The 25,420-nt window shown below is 71.7% G+C and carries 14 protein-coding genes and 1 pseudogene; 6 read left to right on the top strand and 9 right to left on the bottom strand.

The window, feature by feature from the left end; genetic code table 11:
- Nucleotides 1-159: 159 nt before the first annotated feature.
- Together ACWD5D_RS10855 and ACWD5D_RS10850 are read left to right on the top strand one after the other, a co-directional pair.
- Nucleotides 160-2,061 (top strand): tachylectin-related carbohydrate-binding protein, encoded by a 1,902-nt coding sequence (locus ACWD5D_RS10855; RefSeq protein WP_451372464.1) that lies wholly within the window; start codon nucleotides 160-162, stop codon nucleotides 2,059-2,061.
- 312 nt (nucleotides 2,062-2,373) lie between these two features.
- Nucleotides 2,374-3,045 carry a DUF1345 domain-containing protein gene (locus tag ACWD5D_RS10850; protein ID WP_451372463.1) on the top strand — a complete coding sequence of 224 codons (672 nt, stop codon included), beginning with the start codon at nucleotides 2,374-2,376 and terminating at the stop codon, nucleotides 3,043-3,045.
- A 33-nt stretch (nucleotides 3,046-3,078) separates the two neighbouring features.
- On the opposite strand, the gene ACWD5D_RS10845 is transcribed toward ACWD5D_RS10850, so the two are convergent.
- Complete coding sequence (locus tag ACWD5D_RS10845; RefSeq protein WP_451372462.1) at nucleotides 3,079-5,079, bottom strand: hypothetical protein; 2,001 nt, start codon at nucleotides 5,077-5,079, stop codon at nucleotides 3,079-3,081.
- Between the two features lie 340 nt (nucleotides 5,080-5,419).
- Between ACWD5D_RS10845 and ACWD5D_RS10840 the strand changes: the two genes are divergently transcribed.
- Entirely contained in the window at nucleotides 5,420-7,321 is a 1,902-nt protein-coding gene (locus ACWD5D_RS10840) for an alkyl/aryl-sulfatase (protein WP_451372461.1), read from the top strand.
- A gap of 204 nt (nucleotides 7,322-7,525) precedes the next feature.
- On the opposite strand, the gene ACWD5D_RS10835 is transcribed toward ACWD5D_RS10840, so the two are convergent.
- Nucleotides 7,526-11,305: a S8 family peptidase gene (locus tag ACWD5D_RS10835; protein ID WP_451372460.1), complete on the bottom strand. Its 3,780-nt coding sequence runs from the start codon at nucleotides 11,303-11,305 to the stop codon at nucleotides 7,526-7,528.
- Between the two features lie 1,171 nt (nucleotides 11,306-12,476).
- Nucleotides 12,477-13,658 (bottom strand): baeRF3 domain-containing protein, encoded by a 1,182-nt coding sequence (locus ACWD5D_RS10830; RefSeq protein WP_451372459.1) that lies wholly within the window; start codon nucleotides 13,656-13,658, stop codon nucleotides 12,477-12,479.
- Between the two features lie 124 nt (nucleotides 13,659-13,782).
- Between ACWD5D_RS10830 and ACWD5D_RS10825 the strand changes: the two genes are divergently transcribed.
- The gene (locus ACWD5D_RS10825; RefSeq protein ID WP_451372458.1) at nucleotides 13,783-13,962 is read left to right on the top strand and encodes a hypothetical protein; all 180 of its coding nucleotides are present in this window, start codon (nucleotides 13,783-13,785) and stop codon (nucleotides 13,960-13,962) included.
- A 40-nt stretch (nucleotides 13,963-14,002) separates the two neighbouring features.
- Here the strand turns inward: ACWD5D_RS10825 and ACWD5D_RS10820 are convergent, their stop codons facing one another.
- From ACWD5D_RS10820 to ACWD5D_RS10800, 5 genes are all read right to left on the bottom strand, one after another.
- Complete coding sequence (locus ACWD5D_RS10820) at nucleotides 14,003-16,432, bottom strand: glycoside hydrolase family 65 protein (protein WP_451372457.1); 2,430 nt, start codon at nucleotides 16,430-16,432, stop codon at nucleotides 14,003-14,005.
- 175 nt (nucleotides 16,433-16,607) lie between these two features.
- Nucleotides 16,608-18,725, bottom strand: a complete 2,118-nt coding sequence (locus tag ACWD5D_RS10815) for an RICIN domain-containing protein (protein ID WP_451372555.1) — start codon at nucleotides 18,723-18,725, stop codon at nucleotides 16,608-16,610.
- 101 nt (nucleotides 18,726-18,826) lie between these two features.
- Nucleotides 18,827-20,188, bottom strand: coding sequence for a lectin (locus tag ACWD5D_RS10810; RefSeq protein WP_451372456.1), 1,362 nt, complete (start codon nucleotides 20,186-20,188; stop codon nucleotides 18,827-18,829).
- Between the two features lie 234 nt (nucleotides 20,189-20,422).
- Nucleotides 20,423-22,300 carry an ABC transporter ATP-binding protein gene (locus ACWD5D_RS10805; RefSeq protein ID WP_451372554.1) on the bottom strand — a complete coding sequence of 626 codons (1,878 nt, stop codon included), beginning with the start codon at nucleotides 22,298-22,300 and terminating at the stop codon, nucleotides 20,423-20,425.
- 40 nt (nucleotides 22,301-22,340) lie between these two features.
- The gene (locus ACWD5D_RS10800; RefSeq protein WP_451372455.1) at nucleotides 22,341-22,469 is read right to left on the bottom strand and encodes a hypothetical protein; all 129 of its coding nucleotides are present in this window, start codon (nucleotides 22,467-22,469) and stop codon (nucleotides 22,341-22,343) included.
- Nucleotides 22,470-22,609: 140 nt separating this feature from the next.
- Between ACWD5D_RS10800 and ACWD5D_RS10795 the strand changes: the two genes are divergently transcribed.
- Complete coding sequence (locus tag ACWD5D_RS10795; protein ID WP_451372454.1) at nucleotides 22,610-23,593, top strand: lysylphosphatidylglycerol synthase transmembrane domain-containing protein; 984 nt, start codon at nucleotides 22,610-22,612, stop codon at nucleotides 23,591-23,593.
- Nucleotides 23,594-23,702: 109 nt separating this feature from the next.
- Nucleotides 23,703-24,467 carry a crotonase/enoyl-CoA hydratase family protein gene (locus ACWD5D_RS10790; protein WP_451372453.1) on the top strand — a complete coding sequence of 255 codons (765 nt, stop codon included), beginning with the start codon at nucleotides 23,703-23,705 and terminating at the stop codon, nucleotides 24,465-24,467.
- 23 nt (nucleotides 24,468-24,490) lie between these two features.
- Here ACWD5D_RS10790 and ACWD5D_RS10785 read toward each other — a convergent pair.
- Nucleotides 24,491-25,414: pseudogene (locus tag ACWD5D_RS10785) on the bottom strand (NAD(P)/FAD-dependent oxidoreductase); the annotation flags it as partial.
- Between the last annotated feature and the right edge of the window lie 6 nt (nucleotides 25,415-25,420).

The following is a 25,420-nucleotide window of genomic DNA, read 5'->3' as shown; positions in this document are numbered from 1 at the left end:
TCTCCATGTTCATGGAATCGCAAACTCCAAGATCATTTAATTCATCTTTTCGCCACCGCACCGTTCACCGAAGGCTGCCTAATGTCCGTCGCCATGACGCTCAACTCACTGTCCCGAAAAGGACGTCTGGCTGCCATCGCAACCGCAATCGCCGCAACGTTGCCACTCCTCGTCGCCGCGCCCGGCACGGCCCAGGCGGTCGTGCCGCTGACGTGCGGCACGGCGGCGGCCACGTACACCCTGGACTCCACCGGCAAGCTCAACCGGGCCGACATGCCCGACCCGGCGGTCGGCAACGCCGTCCCGAACAGCACCACCATCGACAGCACGTGGACCGGATACGGGCGTATGCTCGCCGGCCCGGGCGCGAGCTTCTACGGCATCAAGTCGGATGGGCTGTACTACAGCCACCGGATCAGCTCCAGCAACACCTGGGACGTTCACCATCGCAAGATCAGCTCGGGCTTCACCCAGTTCAGGACGGCCGGCCTGACCGACGACATCACCATCGACCGCGGCAGCTACATATGGACGCTCTCGGACACCAACGACCTGCGCTGGTACCGCTACGACGCGGCCGCGAGCGACTTCGTGGCGGGCAGCGGCAAGATCGTCGACAAGGGACTGAACTACGACGCGATCTACGCGGGCGACCAGGGCGTGATCTACGGCCGTGACGCGACCGACGGAAAGCTCTACCGCTCCCGCTACGACCACACCAGCCAGCGCTGGATCGAGCGCCACCGGCTGGTGTCCGGCGCCGACTGGAGCGACACCAAGTTCATGACCTCCTACGGCGGCGACACGCTCTTCCGCGTGAAGGGCACCGGGTCCGTCACGTACTACCGCTTCGACGAGGACACGCAGGACTGGCCCGTCTGGAACAAGCAGGTCGAGGCGTCCGGCTGGGCCGGATTCGCATCGGTCGCGGGTGCGCCCGACATCTGCCGCATCGGCACCAACCACACGCCCGCGGCGACTCCGGTGCCGCTGGAGTCCTACACCCCCAACGCCGTCATGCAGGCCTCCGACGGCAAGCTGGAACTGGCCTACACCGACAACATCGGCCGCCTGGTCCACGGCCGCACCGACCCGGCCGACATCAACGGCGCCCAGTGGACGGTGATTTCCGGCCAGGAGGCCTTCAGCGGCACGCCGTCGCTCTCCGAGCACACCGACGGCCGTGTCGTCGTCACCGCCCACAACACCTCCGGCAGCATCTGGCAGCGCAACCAGACCGCCAAGGGCGCCGTCGACTGGGGCGACTGGATCGATCTGGCCGGCGCCATGGGCCGGCACGCCGTCACCGGCAAGACCCCGACCGGTCTGATGACCCAGTTCGCACTCGACGCGGACGGCAAGCCCTGGTACCGCATCCAGCAGCGCGCCAACGTCGACTTCATGGGCTGGACACAGCTCGCCGGCACCGGTTTCGCCGGTCCCCTCAAGGCCGTGACCGTACGCGACGGCATCCAGCTGTTCGGCAAGGACGCCTCCGGCAGACTGAGCACCGCCCTCTTCAAGGAGGACGGCACCCTCTCCGCCTGGACGTCCGTGGGCAACCCGGCGATCACGGGCACCCCGTCCGTCGTCGTCTACCCCGGCTACCGCATGCGGGTCTTCGCCACGGACACGAACGGCAGCGTCGTCACCGCCGGCCAGTCCGTCGAAGGCGGCGCCTACGGAACGTGGGACAGCGTCTCCGGCGTCACCGCTCAGGGATCCCCCAGCGCCGTGATCTCCCCGCTGACCGGTCTCACCGAGGTCGTCGTCCGCGGCAGCGACGGCCTCGTCTACAACACCGGCGAGACCACCCAGGGCAGCGGCCAGTGGCGCAACTGGAAGCAGGAGACCTACGAAGGCGACGCCGCGGCCACCGAGCCGACCGCCTTCACCTACACCAACCCCACCGGTCCGACCTGGGCCTTCACCTTCCGCACCGCCGACAACCAGACCCGCATCTACCAGGCCCAGCAGACCTTCGCGCTCAGCGCGATGCGTGCGGCCGCCGACGCCCCGGACTTCAAGGGCGACAAGCTGCCCGCTCCGCCGGCCAAGTGATCACACCGTAGAGGAGGCCGTGGCGGCCCGACGGCCGTCATGTCCCGCCGCCGCCCGGCCCGCCCGCTTCCTTCCGTCCTGTCGGAAGGGGAACGGGCGGGCCGGGCGGCGGTCTGTTCACGGACAGGTCATCACCGCACGCCGCTCACCAAGCGCGGCCAAAGAGATCCTCAAGGCGCCGGAGATGCTGACGGGTCATCACCGCCACTTCGGAGCCCGGCGGTCGGCGGCCGTCCCTCGGTCCGTAGTGTTGGCCGCTACCGGGCGCGGTGGATGCCGTACCTTCTCCGCGGAAAGGCAGGACACGACTCCGTGCAGCAATGGCTCTCCGAGCGCCGTCGGTCGGCGGCGAGTGTTCTCGTCGCGGCGTGTACGGCGGTGGTTCTGCTCGCGCTCCGGGACGACACGTTGCGGTTCTCGGCGGCGGACTTCGGCGTGCTCGTGCTGTTCGGCTATCTGGTTCCCTATCTCGGGCTCACCGTGTTCGCCTTCGCGAGCGCGCGACCGGAGCAGGTGCGTGCCTGGGCCGAGCGTGAGACGCGGGGCACGGTGATCCAGCGATGGGTTCTCGGTACCGCGCCCGGACCGGGGGCCTCGATCTTCATCGCGGCGGCCGCGTTCACGGTGGCGGTGCTGTGGTTGCCCGGACACCTCGGTTCCGCGATTGCGGTGACGCCGCGCGTGGTGGTGGCGCTCACCCTGGTCGTCGTCGCCTGGATCTGCGTGGTCGCGTCCTTCGCGGTCACCTTCCAGGCCGACGATCTCCTGGAGGACGAGCAGGGGCTCGACTTCCCCGGCGAGGGCTCCACGGTCTGGGCCGACTACGTCTACTTCGCCCTGTCCGTGATGACGACGTTCGGTACGACCGACGTGAACGTGACCTCACGGGAGATGCGGCGGACCGTGGCGGCCCACGGGGTCATCGCCTTCGTCTTCAACACCGTGACGGTGGCCACCCTGGTGTCCGCCCTGCAGGGTGGCTAGACGTCGCGCGGCCCGCACATGCGGACACAACGCTCACGCCCACGGCCGGCCGAGACTCAGCGGCCCACGGATCAGCCCCACCGCACGGTCCATCGCGCGCAGCGCGGTATCGGACCAGAACGTGTCCGGCACGAGCCCGGCCACCGGTCGGACCACGGCCCGCAGCGCGCCGTCCAGGTCGCCCTTCGGCACGGCCCCGGCCACGTCCCGCACCGTACGGATCACACCCTCGGACAAGTCCATGAACCACCCCTGATCGTGTGGGGCCTGGTGTTCGGGGGTGAGTTTCAGGAGTTGCCACCCGGCGCGGCGGGGCGGGTTGTCGCGCGCCTGCGTGGGGTACTGCCAGCCCTGGTTGGTGCCGAAGAACAGGTACTCGTCACCGACCGGCAGGACGCCTCGGATGCCCCAGGTGCAGGCGTTGTTGAACCCGGAGGTGGTCAGCGGCCAGGCCGGGCTGTCGGCGTCGTCGAAGACCCACACCTGGCCGGCGACCCGGTCGTCGGGGAAGAGGAACGTGCGCGCCAGCCACAGCTCCAGTTGGCTGACGGGCCGGTCGAGCGCGTGGGAGAGCAGTCCGGTGGCGGGGTTCAGGGTGATGTCCCGCACGATCTTGGTCATGTTGAACGTGCCCATGTACAGCTTGCCGCGGAACACGGCCGCGCCCCAGCCGACGTAGTCGTTCCACCGGTCGCCGAAACCGCCGCCGCCGAACTTCGGTTCCTGGTGCAGCAGGTTGTCCTGGAGCGTCCACCCGTCGTCGCCGTGGCCGGGCTCGTACGTCCAGTACGCGCGCTCGCCGTACAGCAACTCGACCTGCTGGTCGAGGGCGCCGGGGTTCTTGAGTCGGTAGACCACTCCGGCGGGTGAGGTCCGCAGGTAGGCGCGGGCCAGGTCGGGGAGCGAGCCGCGTGGGATGTCGGGGTGGGCGGTGAGGTGGTGGGTGAGCGAGGGTTCGACGCTGGGGATGCCGAACGTGGCGTACACCCATCCGTCGAAGGAGGTCACCGCGAACGACACCATGGAGCGTGCGGTGATCGGGTCCGGGAACAGCTGGGCCGACGTGAACGCCAGCTGCCAGCCGGTCCGGGTGTCCGGGGAGAGTTCGTGCAGGGGCGGGCTGACGTAGACACCGGTGTGTTCCCGGCTGCCCGTTCCGGCCCAGGTGCTGGTGACGATCCGGTCGTGATGGACCGTGAAGTAGGCGGGCTGGTTGCCCAGCAGGCCGACCTCCTCGAACCGGAACGGGTCCTGCGCGTCGCCCGCCCAGCGCTGCACGCTGCCGGTCGGCGGGTTCGGGCCCGAGCCGGTGCCCCGCTCGCCGGGTTCGGCCAGGCCGACGCCGAAGTACAGCCGGCCGCCGGCGACGACGAAGTTCTTGATGTTGTTCCACTCGGGGAACAGTCGCCAGCCCAGGAACTCGGCGTCGTCGGCCCGGTAGGCCAGCAGCATGACGGTCCCGCCCCCCTGTGCGCCCGCCTCTGTGGTGGTCTGGATCCCGCCGATGAGTACGACGTTCCCCACCGACCCCGCCGCCCGCAGTCCGGCCAGCGTGTTCAGTTCGGGGCACTGCTCGGAGGTCGGGGTCCGGTTCGTCGACACTCCGTCGGCGATGTCGTGCTGCCACACCTGCGCGGGCACCGCGTCGCCGACGATGCCCTGGGCCGGCAGCACGTCGTGGGTGGAGTCGTAGGAGATGTCGAACTCGCAGGTCACGTTCTCGGGGTCGTCCCACGGTTGCAGCGGCGCGAGCATTCCGGTGCCCGGAAAGTCGGTGGCCACGGTGGCCAGTCCCGCGCCGGTGACGTTCCCGGCCGTGCCCCACCACAGGTTTCGCTGCGCCTCGTCCACGGTGAACGCCCAGATGTAGTGCTGGGTGATCTGGGGTCTGGCCCCCTCGGGCGGCTCGGCTCCGGGAGCGATGGGCTCCGTCCGCTGGCCGAACCCGAACCACCAGCGGTCCGGCTCCGCCTGCGCGGCGACCGTCACCCCGTGCCGGCGGTCCGCGCCCGGCGTCGCGTGTGCTGAGACCATCGTGCCTCCCGTGGGGGCTCACCAGAAGCTTTCCGTGGCGCCGTCGCCACCGGTTCACCTGTCACCGGGCCACCACCCGGCCCGCCGGGGCATCGAGTTGTCGAGCCGCCCGGCTGGTCGCCGACGTGGTCGTGGGCGACGGGGTCGAAGCCATCGAAGTCGTCGTCCAGGCTAGCCCAAGGGGGCAGGGCTCACCTGCCGAGCGGAGGTGGGGCGACCGCGCCGACCGGGCTCATCCGAACGGCCTACACCGGCTCGTGCGCGGGCCCGGCCGAAGGGAGGGTGGCACTGCCGCGTGCGTACGGCGGCCACCTCACCGTCGTCCGCCAGGGAGACCGAGATGCCCGGGAACACCGAGAGCAAGCAGGCCGAGCCGGGGATCGTGGCGGGGAACGAAGCCGTACGGCGGCGGTTCGCGTTCGACGACACGCAGGACCTCGAGGACGCGCGCCGGGGCTTCCTGGGCACCGCGCGGGACAACGTGATCCGCGACGCCGACGGCCGCGTCGTGTGGGACCTGGACGCCTACGGGTTCCTCGACCGGGACTGCCCGGACACGGTCAACCCCAGCCTGTGGCGGCAGAGCCGGCTCTGCTCCGACCACGGCCTTTTCGAGGTGACCGGGGGCATCTACCAGGTGCGCGGCTTCGACCTGTCGAACATGACGATCGTCGAGGGTGAGGAGGGAATCCTCGTCATCGACCCGCTGCTGTGCGCCGAGACCGCGGCGGCGGCCCTGGCCCTGTACCGCGGCCACCGCGGCGACCGGCCGGTGAAGGGTGTGCTCTACACCCACAGCCACGCCGACCACTTCGGCGGGGTGCGGGGTGTCACCACCGACGAGGACGTCGCGGCCGGTGTGCCGGTGTTCGCCCCGCACGGGTTCCTGGAGCACGCGGTCAGCGAGAACGTGTACGCCGGTACGGCCATGGGCCGCCGGGCCGCCTACATGTACGGCGCCGCGCTGCCGAAGGGTGCGCGCGGGCAGATCGGCGCGGGCCTCGGGCAGACGACCTCGACCGGTGCGGTCGGTTTGATCCCGCCGACGGTGGACATCAGCCGTACCGGGCAGAGGGAGACCGCCGACGGTATCCGGATGGTCTTCCAGCTCACGCCCGGTACCGAGGCCCCGGCGGAGATGAACGTCCACTTCCCCGACCACGGGGCGCTGTGCCTGGCCGAGAACGCCACCCACAACCTGCACAACCTGCTCACCCTGCGCGGCGCCCAGGTCCGCGACCCCCGTGTGTGGGCCCACTACCTCACCCAGGCCGTGGACCTGTTCGCCGGCTCCAGTGACGTGGCCTTCGCCTCCCACCACTGGCCGACCTGGGGGCGCGAGCGCGTGGTCGAGTTCCTGACCCTGCAGCGCGACCTGTACGCCTACCTCCACGACCAGACGCTGCGCATGCTCAACCTGGGGCTGACCGGACCGGAGATCGCCGAGCGGATGGAGATGCCCCCGGCGCTGGAGCGGGCCTGGCACACCCACGGTTATTACGGCTCGGTCAGCCACAACACCAAGGCGATCTACCAGCGTTACCTGGGCTGGTTCGACGGCAACCCGGCGCACCTGTGGGAGCATCCGCCGGTCGACGCCGCGCAGCGGTACGTGGTGTACATGGGCGGCGCCGACGAGGTCCTGCGCCGTGCCCGGCAGTCGTTCGACGTCGGCGACCACCGCTGGGTGGCGCAGGTCGTCAACCACGTCCTGTCCGCCGATCCGGACAACGCCGAGGCCCGTGCGCTGCAGGCCGACGCCCTGGAGCAGCTCGGGTACGGCAGCGAGAACGGCACGTGGCGCAACTTCTTCCTCATGGGCGCCTACGAGCTCCGGCACGGCTCGGTCGGAACGCCCACCGTCACCGCCTCGCCCGACGTACTGGCCGCGCTGACGCTGGACCAGCTGTTCGACGCACTGGCCATCCGGGTGGACGGACCGCGCAGTTGGGACGCGGACATCACGGTGCGCTGGAACGTGACCGGCGGCGAGCCCGTCACGATGCGGTTGCGCAACGGGGTCCTCACCCATGTCACCGGCACCGGGCCCGCGGCCGCCGCGCCGGAAGTCGAGATCACCCTCGCGGAGAGCGACCTGCGGGCCGTGCTGCTCGGCACCCTCCCCCCGGACGAACTGACGACGCGCGCCGACGTCAAGGTCACCGGCGATGCCGCCAAGCCCGCCGAACTCTTCGGCTACCTCCGCGCCCCGGACCCGGACTTCGCGATCGTCACCCCCTGAACGGGCCACCGTGCGAACGGTCCACGCGGTTCTCCTCGTCCGGCTCCGTCGCGCCCGCCACCCGAACGGGTCAGCAAAAGTTGCCTCGACCGGCTTCCGGTTCGCCCCGCGAGCGGCGCCTGGGTCCTGCGCGCCGCACGGCCGCACGACGTACCGCCGGGCGCCACCGTCGTGGCCGCCCGGCGGTTGCCGGTGTGAGGTGGATCAGCGCACGTCGTAGGCGCGCGTGACGGTCTGGGTGACCGAGTTGTCGTTCGTGTCGGTCAGCGCGACCTTCAGGGTGACCTGCTTGCCGGAGGCTCCGGCGTGGTTCACCGTCGCGGTCCAGACGCCGTCGTGCTCGGCGGTCGGCGCCTTGGTCCACGTGGTGCCGCCGTCGTACGAGTACGAGAGCTCGGCGCTGCGCAGGGCACCCGGCGTGTAGCCGGCGTGGCCGGTGGCCGTGAGGGTGATGTGCTCATCGCCGGTGGCGGACAGGGTCTTGAGGCCGTCCTCGGGCAGGCCGTAGTGCGGGAAGAGGAGCGGCAGGCCCTGGGAGTAGGCGTTCTCGTCGAGCTGCGAGCGGAAGGACCAGGTGGTCCGGGTCGAGGTGGAACGCTTCCAGACCTGTGCCGGCTGACCGAACTTGGCGGTGTTCAGGGTCAGTTCGTACGCCGAGTCGGCGGCCGGGACCTCGAAGACGCCCGAGGGCCAGCTGCTCGATCCGGCTTCCTTGCCGTCGATGCGCAGGGTCATCGAGCCGAGGTCGCCGAACGAGCCCTGGGTGGCGCTGTGTTCACCGTCGCCCCAGATGCTGGGCGCGACCCCGATGAGGTTGCCCTGCCGCTCGGCGGCGAGCTGTTCCTTGCCCGAGGCGTCGCGCGGGGCGGTGGGGGCGATGACGCCGTCGTACCAGCTCTCGGTGCGCTGGTCGCCCGCCTTGTAGGTGTGGGCGGCGCCGTCCATGAACTCGCCCCAGGGAAAGCTGCTGGAGACCCACTGCGTGAAGCCGGTGTCGCCCGCCGTGTAGAACTCGGTGCGCTTGGCCGGCACCGGGACCAGGTCGAACACGCCCACGGCCACGTCCGTGCCGGGACGGTGCGCGGTGATCCCGTCGAGGTAGTCGGCGGCGACACCCATGCTGTGGTACGTGGCCTTGGTGCTGCCGAGCTCGGTGTCGCGGACCCGGTAGGTCCGGTCGGACTCGACGGGGCCGTTCTCCGGGAAGGCGAGGGTGTACACGTACGGGCTGACGGCGGTGGCCCGCCAGTCGAGGGTGACCGGGCCGGACGCCAGCCGGTCCAGGACGGTCTTCGCCTCGTCGGTGGGAAGGCCGAGGACCGGCAGCGGTCCGCCGGTGAAGCCGACCGAGGGGTACCAGCGGGCGGGAGCCTCGTGGTAGGCGACGAGCGCGACCGCGCCGGCGGTCCGGGCGTCCTGGGCCTGCCTGCTGACGGAGGTGGTGGTGTCCGGGACCCGGACCAGCGCGATCTTGCCCTTGACCTGGGCGGCGGCCAGTTCCGCGGCGGTGCCGGCACCCGCGTCGACGACCTCGGCCTTGCCGGTGCCGTCGAGGTTGGCGGAGCCGGTGGCGGCGGTGACCGGGTGCAGGCGCGGTCCGTCGGCGATGCCGAAGTCGCTGATCTGCGGGGCGTAGCGGCGCCAGTAGCTGCCGAACTCGAAGTCGCCGTCGTGGGCGCGGCCCTGGACGTCGGCGTAGTAGCCGTTGATCTGGCGGCCGCCGCTCAGGGAGCCCGCGTGCAGCCAGTTCGCGCCCCACGAGCGGGCGAAGCCGAGCGTGGTGCTGTGGTTCTCGGTGGGCCGTTCGGTGCGCACGGACAGCTTGTGCGCCTCGCGTGCGTCGAGGACGACGGTGGTGTCCTTGGCGATGTCCAGCTGCGGGCGGGCGGCGTAGGTCACGGAGTCGATCTGGGTGGAGCCGCTGTCCGGGGTGGTGATGTAGGAGGAGAGGAAGTAGCTGCCGGGGCGGACCTGGTAGGTCTGCTCGGTGGCGCCGTCGTTGTAGCGCCGCTCACCGGACGCGACGTCCGTGCCGATCAGGTCGAGGGACGAGGAGCCCGAGGCGGGCTTGCCGGTGCGGTCGACGACCTTGACGCGGAGGCTGACGGTCTCCGGCTGGACGTACAGCGCGAAGGGGGTGGAGACGGTGACCTTGCCGACGGCGTCCGTGCCGGTGGTGGCGACGACGCGGCCGGTGACGTCGCCGTACTGGCGCGCCTTGAGCGAGGCGTCCGGGTCCAGTTGCAGCGGCACCGAGACGGTGGCGCCCGCGGGCACGGTCACGGACCGCTCGCCGAGCTTGGCGAGGGCCGAGTGGACGGCGGAGCCGTCGTTGCCGGTGACGTCCCGCACGGCGAGGTTCAGCGTGACGGAGTGGTCGGCGGTGTTGGTGTACGGCACGTCGACGGTGGTGCGGTCGTCCTTGCCCTGCGGCCAGTCGAAGCTGCCGCCCTGCACGGCGGGGGCGCCGAGCACGGTCTCGTCGATCGCGGCCTTCACGTCGAGGCGTCCGCCGCCGGTCTCGCGCACGTCGCCGGGGATGGCGCTGTCGGCGGAGGAGACGAGCGCGGCCTTGATCTGCTGCGCGGTCCAGTCGGGGTGGCGCTGCTTGACGATGGCGGCGGCGCCCGCGACGTGCGGGGTCGCCATCGAGGTGCCGCTCATGCTCTGGTACGCGTAGATGCCGCGGCCCCCCGCCGCGGCGGCGGAGATGGCGACGCCGGGCGCGGCGATCTCGGGCTTGAGGGTGTGCGAGCCGCCCACCGGCCCCCTGCTGGAGAACCACGCGGTGGAGTCGTCCCGGTCGACGGCGCCGACGGTCAGGACGCTCGGCGCGCAGCCGGGTGAGGAGACCGTGTTGAGGGACGGTCCGGAGTTGCCGGCCGCGATCACGAAAAGGGTGTTCTTGTTGGTGCGGGCCAGCTCCTCGGTGGCCGTGGCCATGGGGTCTGAGCAGTCCGTGGGGGTCGGGTTGCCGAGGCTCATGGAGACGACGTCGGCGTGCTGGTCGACGGCCCACTGCATGCCCGCGATGATCCAGGACATCTCGCCGTAGCCGCCGTCGTTGAGCACCTTGCCCACGAGGAGTTCGGTGCCGGGGGCGACTCCGCGCTTCTTGCCGTCGCTCGCCGCGCCGGTGCCGCCGACCGTGGAGGTGGTGTGGGTGCCGTGCCCCTGACGGTCGGTGGTGTCGGGCGAGTCGGTGAAGTTCTCGGCGGCACCGATCCGGCCCTTGAGGTCGGGGTGTTCGGCGTCGACGCCGGTGTCGAGCACGGCGACCTTGGTGCCCTTGCCGTCGTACCCGGCGGCCCAGGCCTCGGGAGCGTGGACCTGCTTGGTCGACTTGTCGAGGGTGGCCTTGACCTTGCCGTCGAGCCACAGCTTCTTCAGGTCCCCGGCGGCTCGGGAGCGCGGGGAGGTGATGTCGGCCCAGAAGGAGGCCGCGTCCTTCTTGGAGGCTTCGAGTGCCACGCCGTCGACCGGGTCGAGGACGAGGCCGCGCTCGGCGCCGCGCGGGGTCGCGGGCACGCTGCGGGTGACGTCGACGGACTTGTCGTAGACGGCGATGAGCGGCGTCACGTCGGAGTGCGCGTCGTCGTACCCCTGGCGCACCAGGCCGGTGACGTTGAACAGTTCCTGGTCGACGCGGCCGGCGGCGATCGCGGCGGTGGCGCTGTCGGGGTAGACGTAGAGGTCGTCGCCGGTCTGCCGGGTCTGAATGAGTGGGGTACTGCCGTCGTCGGCGGGCAGCGCGACCGCGGAGCCGCGCCCCGACGCGTCCTTGGTGACCAGGATCCTGTCGCCGGTCACGAGCGTCACGACCGAACTCGTGTCGCCGTGCGCCGCCGCCGCGGCGGTCCCGGTCAGAGGTCTGTCGTTCGCTGCGGAGTCTCCGGGCGTCGCCGCCGCGGAGGTCAGGGCCGTGGTGGCGGCCAGGACGACGGCTGTCGCCGCGCCCAGACATGTACGCGATATCGCGCGCATCGCTCTCCCAAATCCGTGCACCGGCGGATGCCCGCCGGTGTCACACGTCTGCCGGATTCGCCCACGCCCGTACGTGCCAACAGGCGGCGGACGAAGCCCGGTCGGTGCTGCGGTGGCCCCACCCTGGCAGACCGTCGGCCCATGCAGAGATGCCAGGTCAAGGCGGCTTTGCGCCGTGGCAGCTTCCCGCCATCGAGCCAACTCGGCGCAGGTGGCAGCGCTCTGACGTCACTTCACCGGAGGGTGTCGAGGGCCGTGTCAGGGGCGTGTCAGGGCGGTGTCAGGCCCGGTCGGGAGAGTGGTGGACATGAAGACTTCGGCGATCGCGGTGTCAGGGCTGCGCAAGGCGTACGGCGGCAAAGTGGTGCTCGACGGCATCGACTTCGAGGCGATCGCACGATGAGTACTGTCTCGACGCCGTCGGCCGGGGCTGCGATCACACTGCCGCGCGATCTGAAACGTCTCCCGCGGTTCTCGTGCTGAGCGAGCACGTCGTCGTCACCACGGTGCGCTGTCCGGTGGCGGACGCGGCCGTCGTCGCGGTGGCCTTCGCGATGGGGTACGAACCAGCCGCGAGCGCCCTCGACCGGCTCGGTGCGATCGGTCTCCTCGTGCTGCCGGCCTCGCGGCCGGCCCCTGGTGCGCCGGAACGGCCCTCGTCGGGTAGGTGTGGGCGGTGTCCACATTCAGGCAGCGGGCGTGGCCCCGACCAGCCGGGGCCGGCTGGTCACCGTCCCCTCCCACACCGCGTCGGCGAGCTTCTCCTCGCCGAGGCGGCTCCACGCGCTCCGCTCGATCCGGGCCGCGTCCGCGGCTTCCCCGGGCTCGCCGCGGCGCGGCGCAGTGCCGGGTGCGCGGCCACCAGGTCGGTCAGTTCAGTGATCAGCCCCGTAACCGCGCCCGAGGGTGATCTCCGCGTCACCGGCAGCGTCGAACGAACCGCACGGCGTCGACAGCGCCGGGTTCCACCGTCAGCCCGTAACCGTCCGCTTGGGCGCGAGAGCGACGCGCAGTCCCCGCAGTCGCACGCCGGGGACGTCGACCGGGCAGCCCTCGTTGCCGCGCACCTCCGACGGACCCGGCATCCCGATCTGCACGCGCGAAACCGCCACGGGCGCTGCCGGGAGGGGGCCGGACCCTCGGCCCCCTCCCGGCAGCGCCCGCAGGCCGGTCAGTACCGCAGCAGCGCGGCCACTCCGCCCGCTCCGACGAGCGTGCCGTCGGGGACGAACAGCACCTGTGTGTCCGCCGCGATCGCCCGGTCGACGAGCTGCTCGACGATGTCGGTGGCCACGCCCATGGAGCGGGGCGGGGGCTCGATGTCCTGCTTCGGCTCCGGCAGGGTCACCGGCTTGGACATCTCGACCAGTTCCAGCATCCGGCCGTCGCCGGTGATCCGGCCCGCCAGGACCAGACCCTCCTCGACGATCAGTTGCTGCACCCGCTTGTCGGCGACGGCGGTCCAGACCTCCGCCGGGCCGCCCGCGTACTTGCCCTGCCCGTGGGCCTCGTTCAGCGCGTTCACCGCCTCGGCCACCTGCCGCCGGTAGAACTCGGCGAGGACCGGCTCCAGCCGCCTCATCAGGTCCTGCGGCCGGTCCTTGTCCATACCGGTGAGCGGCAGCGTGCCCGCGACGTGGTTGCCGTACGTGGTGATGCCCTTGAACGCCGAGAGGATCTTGTCGCCGCCGATGACGAAGAGCGGCAGTCCGGAGTGCTCGCCGAGGGCGTCGCCCAGCCGCTTGTCGACCCTGCGCAGGTACTGCTGGACGCGCTCCTCGTGTCCTTCGTACGGCGCCGAGTGCGGGATGAGACCGGGCAGGGCGTCCTCCGGCGACGGGATCTCCGGGGCGCACGGGAAGCCGTGGTGCTCGACCTGCACCAGGCGGCGCACCGAGCCGTGGTAGAGGCGGCACATGTCCTGGTCGAGGACGAGCACCAGGAACGGCCGGGACCGCTGCTCGGCCCCCACGAGGTAGCGGGTCAGGAACGACGAGGCGAACTCGACCCGCGGTTCCACGTCGGCGAGCGATGTCATCTGCCACACCTGGACCGGCTCGTTCGCGGCCAGGTAGACGACCATGGCGTCGTCGGGATGGAAGGGATCGACCTCGCGCTCGATCACGGCGGGATCCAGCACGTGGTCCCGCAGCTCCAGCTTGATCTCCCGCCCCACGTCGGGGTCGTCCGCCAGCCGCCGCTTGGCCTCGGTGACGAGGTCCCGCAGGGTGATCCGGTTCTTCTCGCTGAAGGGGAAGTCGGCATCGGTCGGCACGACCAGCGTGATGGCGGGGTAGGGCCGCTCCTCACTGAGAGCGGCCCGGATTTCGGGAGTCAGCTCTGAGGTGTGCATCTTGTCAGCGTCGCACCGGGCGTCGGGACCCGCACCTCGAAGGGGGTCTCGACGCCCGGTCGCCGCCCGGGAAGGGGCGGCGTAGCGTGAGCGGTAACCGTGAGCGGTGCCAAGGAGTCGAGTCATGCGTAAGAACTCTCCGGTAAAGGGACATCACGGCCTGGGTGCGCGAGGACAGGGCAAGCTGCTCTACTTCCACACGCAGATCCCCGAGACGGCTGTCCGGCAGGCGAAGAGCCAGCCGCCGGTGGGCCGCCGGCAGCAGCCGGACCACCGCCAGCCCGACGGCCGCTGGACCACCTGACGCCGACCGCCTGACGCCTCGGTCCACCGGCACCGACGCCTCAGTCCACCAGCAGCAGCCGCACCGTCTCCCCCGGCTGGACGGACACCAGCCGGTCCGGGAGGCGGATGTCGATGGGTGCGGCGTGCGAGGACGGTACGGCGGCCTCCAGCAGGCCGGAGCACAGCCACAGGCGCACGCCCCAGTGCTGCCGGTAGCGCAGGGTGAAGCCGTAGGAGGAGAGCTCGGGCAGCGGGACCGGGTCGAGCCACAGGGCGCCGTCGCGGGTCTCCAGGCCGGTCAGTCCGCGCTGGACGAGGACCAGGGTGCCGGCCATGGCGCCGAGGTGGATGCCCTCACCGGTGGTGCCGCCCTGGATGTCGGCGACGTCGCCGCGCAGGGCCTCCGCCACACAGCCCCAGGCGTCGGCGCGGCGGGCGCGGGTCAGGATCCAGCCGTGGACCAGGCCGCTGAGGGTGGAGCCGTGGCTGGTGCGGCGCAGGTAGTAGTCGACGGTGGCCGACCAGGTGTCGTCGTGCAGGTGGTGGCCGAGCCGGGCGAACAGGGAGCGGAGTTCGGCGGGTGAGAAGAGGTAGCCGAGCATCAGCGCGTCGGCCTGTTTGGACGCCTTGTAGCGGTTGACGGTGTCGCCCTCGGCCTCCAGGATCCGGTCCAGGCGGCGGATGTCGCCGTACCGGTTCCGGTAGCCGTCCCAGTCCAGTTCGGCGAGGTCGCCGTAGCCGTCGAACTGGCTGATCACACCGTCGTGGAAGGGCACGTGCAGGCCGCGGGAGACGTCGTCCCAGCGGGCGGGTTCGTCCGGTTCCAGGCCGATGCTCTCGGTGAGTTCGCGGCGGCGCGGCTCGGGCAGCGTCTCCAGCAGATCGAGCGCGCGGGCGAGCACCCAGGCCGCCGTGACATTGGTGTACACGTTGTCGTCCAGGCCGGGTTCGGCGGCGTCCGGGTAGGCGTCGTGGTACTCGTCGGGGCCGACGACGCCCCGGATGCGGTACCGGCCGAGACGGTCGTCCCAGGCGGCCGAGTCGGCCCAGAAGCGGGCGATCTGCAGGATCATCTCGGCGCCCTCGCCGTCCAGGAAGGCGGTGTCGCCGCTCGCCTCGGCGTACTGCCACACGTTGTACGCGACCGCCGAGCCGACGTGCCGCTGAAGCCGGGAGTGGTCGGGCAGCCAGCGTCCGGAGCGGGGGTTGAGATGCAGTTCCTGGGTCTCCTCGCGGCCGTCGCTGCCGCTCTGCCACGGGTACAGCGCGCCGCGCCGGCCGATCTCGCGGGCGGCGCGGCAGGCCGCGTCCAGGCGGCGGTGGCGGTAGCGCAGCAGGGCGCGGGAGACGTCGGGCAGGCGCAGGTCGAGGTAGGGCAGCACGAACAGCTCGTCCCAGAAGACGTGTCCCCGGTAGGACTCGCCGTGCAGTCCGCGCGCGGGGACGCCGACGTCGAGGTCGGCGGTGTGCGGGGAGAGGGTCTGGAGCACGTGGAAGAGGTGCAGGCGCAGGACGCGGCCCGACTCGCCGGGCACCTCGAGTCCGGCACCCCGCCACAGCTGCTCCCAGGCCGTGGTGTGCGAGGCGAGCAGTTCCTCGAAGCCGGGCGCGGCTGCGACGCGGTCGACGGCCGCGCGCAGCGGGTCGCTGATGGCCGGGTCGTGGGAGGTGTGCAGGGCCACGCACTTGTCGATGGTGACGGTACGGCCGGGGGTCAGCCGCAGGCGCAGCCGCTGCACGGCCCGCCAGGGCTCGTGCGCGTCGGTGAGATCCGCGCCCATGACGTCCGTGTGATCGGCGTCCGTGCCGGTGGCGTCCGTGCCGGTGAGGTCCACGTGGGTGGTCAGGCGGGAGGCGAGGCCGATACGGATGTCCGAGTTGCGGGTACGGCAGCGCAGCCAGGTCGTGCCGGGTGCGGCGGTGCCGGTCTCGACGTGGGTGAGGTGGCGGCCGTCCAGGTCGCGGTAGCGGGACACGCCGGAGTTGGTGACCGTGCCGTCGAGCGCCGCCTCCACCTCCAGGTCGCAGGCGCTGCCCTCGGCGGTGAGGTCGGTGCGCAGGGCGGCGAGGTGGGGGTCGGCCATGTGGACGAGGCGGAGCTGGCGCACGAGGAGCGTGCCGCCCGCGGCGAGCCGGTAGCGGGTACGGCGCTCCAGGACGCCCGGGTCGAGGTGGAGGGCCAGATGGTGCAGGTCGACGGAGGCGGTGTCGGGGGTGAGCCAGTCGTCGTCGGCGGGGCGCAGGCGCAGCGGGAGCCAGTTGGGCAGGTTGACCATGTCCTCGTTCTCGACCCGCCGTCCGGCGATCTCGGAGGTGAGGCGGTCGTAGCAGCCGGCCACGTAGGTGCCGGGGTAGTGCACGCCGTCCGCGACGCACTCGGGCAGGGCTCCCCGGGTGGCGAAGCGGCCGTTGCCCAGGGTGCACAGGGACTCGCGCAGGCTCTCCTGCGCCGGGTCGTAGCCGTCGTACTCCCACAGCAGACCGGTCACCGCGGCGGCCTCCCTTCGCGGGTCCGCGTATCCAGCCTGCGGAAATCCACACCTTCGGTCCGGGTGTGCACGCGCGCCTCGCCCGGCCGGGCCCCGAGATGCCGGCCGGGCGAGGTGTCGGGTCGGGTCGGTCGGTCGGTCGGTCGGTCGGTCGGTCGGTCGGTCGGTCGGTCGGTCAGGGGTAGCTGACCAGGTCGGCCACGTTGGTGGTCGAGTTGGAGGGTCCTCCCGTGTTGTTGATGACGTGACTGATCGTGCCGGTGCCGCCGAGGGAGACGGTCACCATGCTGGTGAAGCGGACGTTCGGGTTGTTCGGTGCCTCGATGGCGTGCGCGGCGGTCACGCTCGGGTTGACGTTGAAGTAGCAGTAGCTGCCGAGTCCGTAGGCCTGGTGGCTGGTGACGTTGTCGGCGACCTTGTAGGCGTCGTAGCCCTGGGTGGAGCCGTTCATCCAGGCGGCCTGGTTCGGCGGGTCGTACGGCATCTCGTTCTGGAAGAAGTAGGTGCGTCCGCCGTTGCCGTTCCAGAGCACCTGGTGCTTTTGGAAGTGCTCCACGAACAGCCCGTACATGGTCACGTCGTCGCCGTTGACCACGAGCCCGGTGTCGGCGGTGTTGCTGGTCCAGCCGACGCCGTCGCCGTGGTCGGCGCGCCAGATCCACATGTGGTCGCCGATGACGTTGTCGCTGTTGACGACGAGGCTGGTGGCCGCCTTGCCGACGCCCGCGCCGCCGATGCGGAAGTAGACGTCGTGCAGGGAGGTCGGGTCGGCCGCGTGGGAGGCGGCGGAGCCGGCCGGCCCGACCTCGAGCAGGGACTTCGAGCTGGTGGTGCCGGCGTCGAAGAGCAGTCCGGCGATCTTGACGCCGTCGACGTCGTCGACGGTCATCGCGGTGATGCCGTTGTCCGGGACGAAGGTGGCGAGGCCGAGCCCGAGGACGACCGTGTCGGGGCGGGTCACCTTCAGGGTCTGGTCGAGGTGGTAGACGCCGGGGGTGACGAGCAGGTTCTGTCCGGCGGCGAGGGCGGCGTTGATCTGGGCCGCGGTGGCGCCCGGCTTCACGACGTAGAACTGGCTCAGCGGCAGCGAGCTGCCCGCCGGACTGCCGCCCGCCCAACTGGTGGCCGTGGAGTTGGAGCGCACCGAGGGCACGAAGACCTGGTAGGCCCCGGCGCCGTCGACGTACAGGAACGGCTTCTCCCGGGTCACCGGGCTCTGACCGACCGTGGTGTACGGCGGGTTGGGGAAGCTGGTGCCGGGGACGCCCTGGCTGCCGACGAACACCATGTTCCAGTTCGAGCCGGTCCAGCTGCCCATCTGGGAGTTACGGGTCAGCCACTGCTGCTGGCTGCCGGACCTGACCTGTCCGTCGATCTTGCTGTCGGCCAGGAGGCCGCCACTGGACCAGCCGCCGTCGTCCAGGGCGAGGTTGCCGCGCAGATGCATCCGCCGGTACGGCGCCGCCTGCGAGACCGCCCAACGGTCGTTGCCTCCGGTGGGGTTGACGGACAGGTTCTCGGCGCCGCGCCAGAAGTTCTGCGTGGCGTTGCCCTGGAACCAGTCGGCCTCCGCGTGCACGGCCCCGTTGACGGAGACCGCGTCGGGGGTCAGACCGAGCCCCAGCACCTGGGTGTAGAAGCCCACGTTGACGTCCGCGCTGTAGGAGCCGGGCTTGAACATCACGGCGTAGCGCTGGGAGCCGAACTGGTTCTTCTCCTGCTGCTGGAAGATGGTGTTCAGCCTGGACTGGATGGTCGAGGCGGACATCGACGGGTCGAAGACGACGACGTTCGGGCCGAGATCGGGGTCGGCGGTGGACTGGGTCACGGGCACCACCTGGAAGCGCTGGGCGGTGGTGCCGTTGCACGTGTACTGGACGAACTGCACGCTGTCCGCGAGCGAGGCGCCCGGATCGTCCAGGCACTTGCCGCTGTTTCGGTTCACGAAGTGGAAGGAACCGCCGCCGTCGTCGACGGGTAGCCACTGCTGGTTGGCGCCGCCGCCGTAACTCCACAGCTGCATGGGCGCGTTGTCGGCGGTGGAGACGTTGGTGACGTCGACCACCTGGTGGGTGTCGTTGCGGTTGTCGATGTGGACGTAGCCGTTGCCGGCGTCGGTGAACGTCCACTGCTGGGCGCTGGTGCCGTTGCAGGCGTACTGCTGCACGACGGTGCCGTTGGCGGTGCCGGCCGCCTTGGCGTCGAGACAGCGGCCGCTCGCGGCGTTCATGACGGTGACGAAGCCACCGGGCACCGCGCTGGCCACGGCGCGCGCGGGCGCGCCGGTGAGCATCGCCGCGGCTGTCACGGCGACCAGCGCGGTCGCGGTCGACCTGGCGCGGCGTTTGAAGGATGGCACGGGTTCTCCTTGCCGAAGGACCGGGAGCGGGCGGGTCAGCCGGTGTAGCCGGCGAAGACGCGGGTGTAGTCCCAGTCGGACTGGGAGACGCCCGAGCAGCTGTCGGCGGGGCCGCCGGTGCACGGCCGGTCGCGGTTGGCGGACCAGAAGGTGAGGCGGGCCAGGTGGTGCGCCTGCGCGTAGGCGAGGATGGTCCGGAAGTCGTTCACCGTGACCGTCTCGTTGTTGTCGGTGATGCCGTTCATGGACGAGATGCCCATGTCCCGGTACGCCTGGTCGTCGCTGTAGCCGTACGCGCTCTTCAGCGCGTTCTTGAGGCCCTCGGCGGCCTGCGTGGTGAGGTTGCCCATGTTCTGCCCGGCGCCGCCGAAGTCGAACGGCATGATGGCCCAGGCGTCCACGGTCAGCCCGGAGGAGGCGGCCCTGTTGATGAGGCTGGTGTCGGGGCCGGACTGTCCGGTGCCGATGGTGATGTACACCTTCAGGCCGGGGTTGTTGGCCTTGACGGTCTTGAGCGCGTCGACCGTCCGCTGCTGCACGGTGCCGTTGCTGTAGGCGTCGGCCTCGAGGTCGATGTCGATCGCCTTCAGACCGTAGGTGTTGATCACCTTCTGGTAGGCGCCTGCGAGTTCGCCCGCGCTGGAGCAGGAGCTCTCCAGCTTGTTGCCGCTGTACCCGCCGAAGGACGGGATGACGTCACCGCCGTTCGCCCGGACGGTGTTGACGGTCTGCTGGTCCACCCCGCCGGTGAGCGCGCGGCCGCCGTCCCACTGCGGGTTGCAGTAGCCGTTGCTGAGCAGGAAGGCGAGCGTGAACCACTTCACGCCGGTGGCCTGGGTGATGGTGCTGGGGCTGGGCGGGTTGCCCCAGCCGTTGTAGAGGTACGGGGCCACGGCCATCGACGCGACGGGGGGCGGCGTACCGCCGCCGGCGGCGGGAGCGTTCCACTTCTGGTTGGCACCGCCGGAGCAGCTCCAGATCTGGATCCGGCTGCCGTTGGCGGGGTTGTTGTCGGTGACGTCCAGGCACTTGTCGGCTGCCGGGTTGACGATGTCGTGGGCGGCGGTGACGGTCCACTGCTGGTTGGCGCCGCCGGAGCACGACCAGAGCTGGATCTTGGCGCCGTTCGCGGTCGAACGGTCGGTGACGTCAAGGCACTTGCCGAGGGCGCGGATGGTGCCGTCGCTGCCCACCGTCCACGCTTGCGCGTTGGTGCCGTTGCAGTCGTAGAGCTGGACGGGAGTACCGTCGGCGGAGTTGGCGCCGGCGACGTCGAGACATTTTCCGGCGAGGCCGGTGATGGCACCGGTGCCGGCGTGGGCGGGGGCGGCGGTGAGCAGACCGGTGGCGAGGGACAGGGCGGCGAGGGAGACGGCCGCGGGGAGTGGTCTGGCCATGTGAGGGGTGGCCTTTCGCGTGGGGGAACGACGGGGGCACGGGCCCAACACGCAAGTGACGCCTGAGTGTTGTACGTGTCCGGAGTCTTTGTTTAAGGCGTGAAGTTAAAGGTCCGGACCAGAGGCGTCAAGAGGTTCGACGGCCGGGCGGGCACGCGATGCCCGTCCCCGGCCGCCGGCCGCCGGCCGCCGGACGGCCGTCCCCGCCGACGACCCCGTCGGCCGCGCCCTCGCTCAGGCCGCGGACACCTCGCCGTCCCGCTCGGCGAACTGCGTGCGGTGCAGCTCGGCGTACCGGCCGCCCGCCGCGAGGAGTTCGTCGTGGGTGCCCCGCTCCACGATCCGGCCCGCCTCCACGACCAGGATCTGGTCGGCGGCCCGCACGGTGGACAGCCGGTGGGCGATCACCACGGCGGTGCGACCCTCCAGGGCCTCCGCGAGCGCCTCCTGGACGGCCGCCTCCGAGGTGTTGTCCAGGTGGGCGGTGGCCTCGTCGAGGATCACCACGCGCTGCCGGGCCAGCAGCAGCCGGGCGATGGTCATGCGCTGGCGCTCACCGCCGGACAGCCGGTACCCGCGCTCGCCGACCACCGTGTCCAGAGCGTCGGGCAGGGACCGCACGACCTCGGCGAGGCGGGCGCGGCCGAGCGCGTCCCACAGCTCCTCGTCCGAGGCGGACGGGCGGGCCAGCAGCAGGTTGGCGCGGACGGTGTCGTGGAACAGGTGGCCGTCCTGGGTGACCATGCCGAGGGTGGCCCGCAGGGAGGCGGCGCTCACGTCCCGCACGTCGGCCCCGCCGATGCGGACCGCGCCGGAGTCGACGTCGTACAGGCGCGGCAGCAGCTGCGCGATGGTGGACTTGCCGGCGCCGGAGGAGCCGACGAGGGCCACGGTCTGGCCGGGTTCGGCGCGGAAGGAGATGCCGTGCAGCACCTCGGCCCCGCCGCGGGTGTCCAGGGAGGCGACCTCCTCCAGGGAGGCGAGGGAGACCTGGTCGGCGGACGGGTAGGAGAAGGTGACCTCGTCGAACTCGACGGCGACCGGCCCCTCGGGCACCGCGACGGCGTCCGGCTTCTCCTCGATGAGCGGCTTCAGGTCGAGCACCTCGAAGACCCGCTCGAAACTGACCAGGGCGCTCATCACCTCCACGCGGGCTCCGGCGAGCGCGGTGAGCGGGGCGTAGAGCCGGGTCAGCAGGAGGGCGAGGGAGACGACCGCGCCCGCCTCCAGGGTCCCGTGGAGCGCGAACCAGCCGCCGAGGCCGTAGACGAGGGCCAGCGCGAGGGCCGAGACCAGGGTGAGGGAGGTGATGAACACCGACTGGGCCGTGGCCGTGCGCACCCCGATGTCCCGGACGCGGGCGGCGCGGGCCGCGAACTCCGCGGACTCCTCCTCGGGGCGGCCGAACAGCTTGACCAGGGTGGCGCCGGGCGCGGAGAACCGCTCGGTCATGCGGGTGCCCATGGCCGCGTTCAGCGCCGCCGCCTCCCGCTGCATCCGCGCCATCCGGCTGCCCATGCGGCGGGCCGGCAGCACGAACACCGGCAGCAGCACCAGCGCGAGCAGGGTGATCTGCCAGGACAGGGTGAGCATCACGGCGAGGGTGAGCAGCAGTGTCACCACGTTGGTGACCACACCGGACAGGGTGTTGGCGAACGCCCGCTGGGCTCCGATCACGTCATTGTTGAGCCGACTGACCAGCGCTCCCGTACGAGTACGTGTGAAGAACGCGACGGGCATGCGCTGCACATGATCGAACACAGCCGTTCTCAGGTCGAGGATGAGTCCCTCCCCGAGCGTCGCCGACAGGCGCCGCCCGAGGATGCCGAGCCCTGCCTCGGCGAGGGCGACCACCGCGATGAGCAGGGAGAGCCGTACGACCGTGCCGGAGTCCCGGCCCGCCACTATCGTGTCGACGACGTGGCCGGCGAGGACCGGGGTGGCCACGGCGAGCAGTGCCGTCACCACCCCGAGCAGGACGAAGCGGACGATGCCGGAACGGTGCGGGCGGGCGAAGGCGGCGATGCGGCGCAGCGTGGCGCGGGCGAAGGGGCGGCGCTCCTGCTGCGCGGTCATCACGCTGTGCAGCTGCGTCCATGCGGTGGTCTCCATACTCATGGAAGAGAACGTAGGACCTCAAGCGTCGTTGAGGTCAATCGCCCGCCCTTTTCTCCCGTTTCATCGCGTTCATCACCTCCATCCTCTTCACCACCTTCATCGCCTTCGTCGCCTTCATTGCCTTCATCGCCTTCGTCGTCTTCATCGCCTTCGTCGTCTTCATCGCCTTCGTCCCCGCCGTCGCCTCCGTCCCCCGGGGTTCACGTGGTCCTCCCCGCCCACTCCCATCCGCTGCCCGTCCGTAAGCCGCCGTCCGTGCGCGCGCCATCCGCCGTTGACATGGCACGGAAAACCTCTCCGAATGTGACAGCGGTACGACTCCCCGACCTCCGCGAGGGACGCCTCTCCCGGCTCGCCCGGCGCGTCCCCGTGCGGCAGATCCTGTGTCTGCTGCCCGTCCTGCTCGTCGCGATCGTCGCGGTCCGGCACCGGTCCGTCCTGGTCGAGGGCTTCGGACAGCTGCGGACCGCCGACTTGCCGTGGCTGCTGGCGGCCGGCGCCGCCACCAGTCTGACCTGGGTCGCCGCCTCCTTCTCCCGGCAGGGCGCCGTCATCCAGCCACTGCCCCGCTGGCGGCTGCTGGCCACCCAGTTCGCGGCGGGCTCGGCCAACCACCTGCTGCCGACGGGGCTCGGCGCGGGCGCGGTGAACCTGCGCTTCATGAGCGTGTGCGGGGTGCCGCTCGCCCGCTCCTCCGCCGCGATCGCGCTGTACCTGCTCGCCGAGTCGATCGGCAGGCTGAGCCTGCTGGCCGCGCTGCTGGTCGCCTTCCCGGACGCGCTGCGCCTCGGCACCCTGCTGCCCGACGGGGACGCCGGACCGGTGCTCCTGATCGCCGGCGCGGTGCTGGCGGCGGCAGCAGCAGCGCTGGCCCTCGTACGCCGGCTGCGCGAGCCCGTGCTCCGCTTCCTGCGCACCGCCCTCGGCGAGGCTCGCTCGGTGCACACGCGCCCGTCCCGGGCGCTCGCGCTGTGGGGCGGCTCGTTCGCCTTCCCCGCGCTCCAGGCCGCCGGTCTGGTGGCGGTGGGGCAGGCGCTGGGGCTGCCGGTGCCGCCGGCGCACATGGCGCTGGCGTACCTGGCCGCGACGGTCGCGGTCGCGCTGGTGCCCACACCGGGCGGGATCGGCTCCGTGGAGGCGGCGCTGATCATCGCACTGGTGGCGGCGGGCGGCCCGGTGGCGGTGGCCACGGCGGTGGTGCTCGCCTACCGCATCATCACCGTCTGGGTGCCGCTGGTGCCGGGTGCGCTGACGCTGGGGGCGCTGGTGCGGCTGAAGGTCATCTGAGGCACAGTGGTCCTCCGGGGCAGCGGCCCTTCGAGGCAGCGGCCCTTCGAGGCAGCGGCCTCTCAAGTCCGTGGCCTTTCGAGCCGCTGTCCGAGAAGGAGCGTCCGCCGTGCCGGTCCGCGTGGAGCACCAGGAGCACGTCACCACGGTCATCCTGTCCCGGCCCGGGGTCCGCAACGCGGTGGACGGCCCGACCGCGGCCGAACTGGCGGCGGCCTTCCGCGAGTTCGAGGCCGACGACGACGCCCGGGTGGCGGTGCTGTGGGGCGAGGGCGGCACGTTCTGCGCGGGTGCCGACCTGAAGGCGATCGGCACCGAGCGCGGCAACCACGTCGCCGAGGAGGGCGACGGGCCGATGGGTCCGACCCGGATGCGGCTGTCCAAGCCGGTGATCGCGGCCGTCGCCGGGCACGCGGTGGCGGGCGGCCTCGAACTGGCCCTCTGGTGCGATCTGCGGGTCGCCGAGGAGGACGCCGTGTTCGGGGTGTTCTGCCGCCGCTGGGGCGTCCCGCTGATCGACGGAGGCACAGTACGGCTGCCCCGGCTGATCGGCGCCGGCCGGGCCATGGACATGATCCTGACCGGCCGCCCGGTCCCGGCCCGCGAGGCCTACGACATCGGCCTCGCCAACCGTCTCGTCCCGACCGGACAGGCCCGCGCCGAGGCAGAGGAGCTGGCCGCCGCCATCGCCCGCTACCCGCAGGCCTGTCTGCGCGGCGACCGGGCCTCGGTGCTGGAGCAGGACGGGCTGGACGAGGAGGCCGCGATGCGCCGGGAACTCCGCCACGGAATCGGTGTCCTGGCCGAGGCCCAGCAGGGGGCGGAGCGGTTCGCCCGGGGTGCGGGACGGCACGGGTCCTACACCGACCTCTGACCTCCCCCCTCACCTCCCGTCGCCGCCCCGGTCCCTCCCGCCAGCAGGTCCAGGACCGCGTCCGCCGCCTCGGCTCCCGCCCGGTACGCCGCACTCGCGCGCCGGCCCGGGTGCAGCAGGGCTCCGGCCGCGAACACGCCGGGACGCGAGGTGTACGGGCCCGTGCCGAGCGTGACGGCGGCCTGCCGGGCGAGCTCGTCGGCGGCGACGAAGTCCCCGGTGAAGACGACCGTGTCGCAGGCGAGGGTGGTCGTACGGCCGTCGCGGTGGCGGACGCGGACGCCGGACAGGCGGCCGTGGCCGAGGAGTTCGGTGACCGTGGTGTCCGTGAGGAGCGGGATGCGGTGGCGCAGGCGCGCCGCCTGGGCGCGGACGGCGGCCCCGCGGGCGCGCGGGTGGTCCGTGACCAGGGCGACGACCTCGGCCCCGGCGGCGCGGACGGTGTGAGCCGCCGCGTACGAGACGGTGTCCGCGCCGACCACGACCGCCCGGGTGCCGATCGACTGCCCGAACAGGTGGACCGCCTGCTGGAGTTCACCGGTGGTGTAGACGCCGGTGGGCCGGGTGCCGGGCACCAGCCGGGCGGCGCGGGGGCGTTCGCGGGAGCCGGTGGCGAGGACGACGGCGCGGGCCTCGATCGTCTCCGGGCCCTGCGGGCCGACGGTCGTGAGCGTGCGCGGGCCCGCCCAGTCCAAGGCCGTGACGCCGGTGCGCAGGACGGCTCCGGCGCGGGTGGCGGCCTCGGTGAGCAGACGGGCGTATCCGGGGCCGGTCAGCGGGTGGGTCCAGGTGCCGAAGCCGCCGTGTGCGCAGTGCCGTGGCACTCCCCCGGCCTGCGTCTCCCGGTCCAGCACCTCGACCCTGCCCGCACCGGCGGTGGCCAGAGCGGCCGCGGCCGCGAGGCCCGCCGGACCGGCGCCGACGACCAGCACGCCGACCCGGCGCACCTGGGG

This window comes from Streptomyces sp. NPDC002520 (assembly GCF_053595235.1).
Note: the sequence above shows the minus strand (reverse complement) of the source record. Positions and strands in the feature narration are given on the sequence as shown.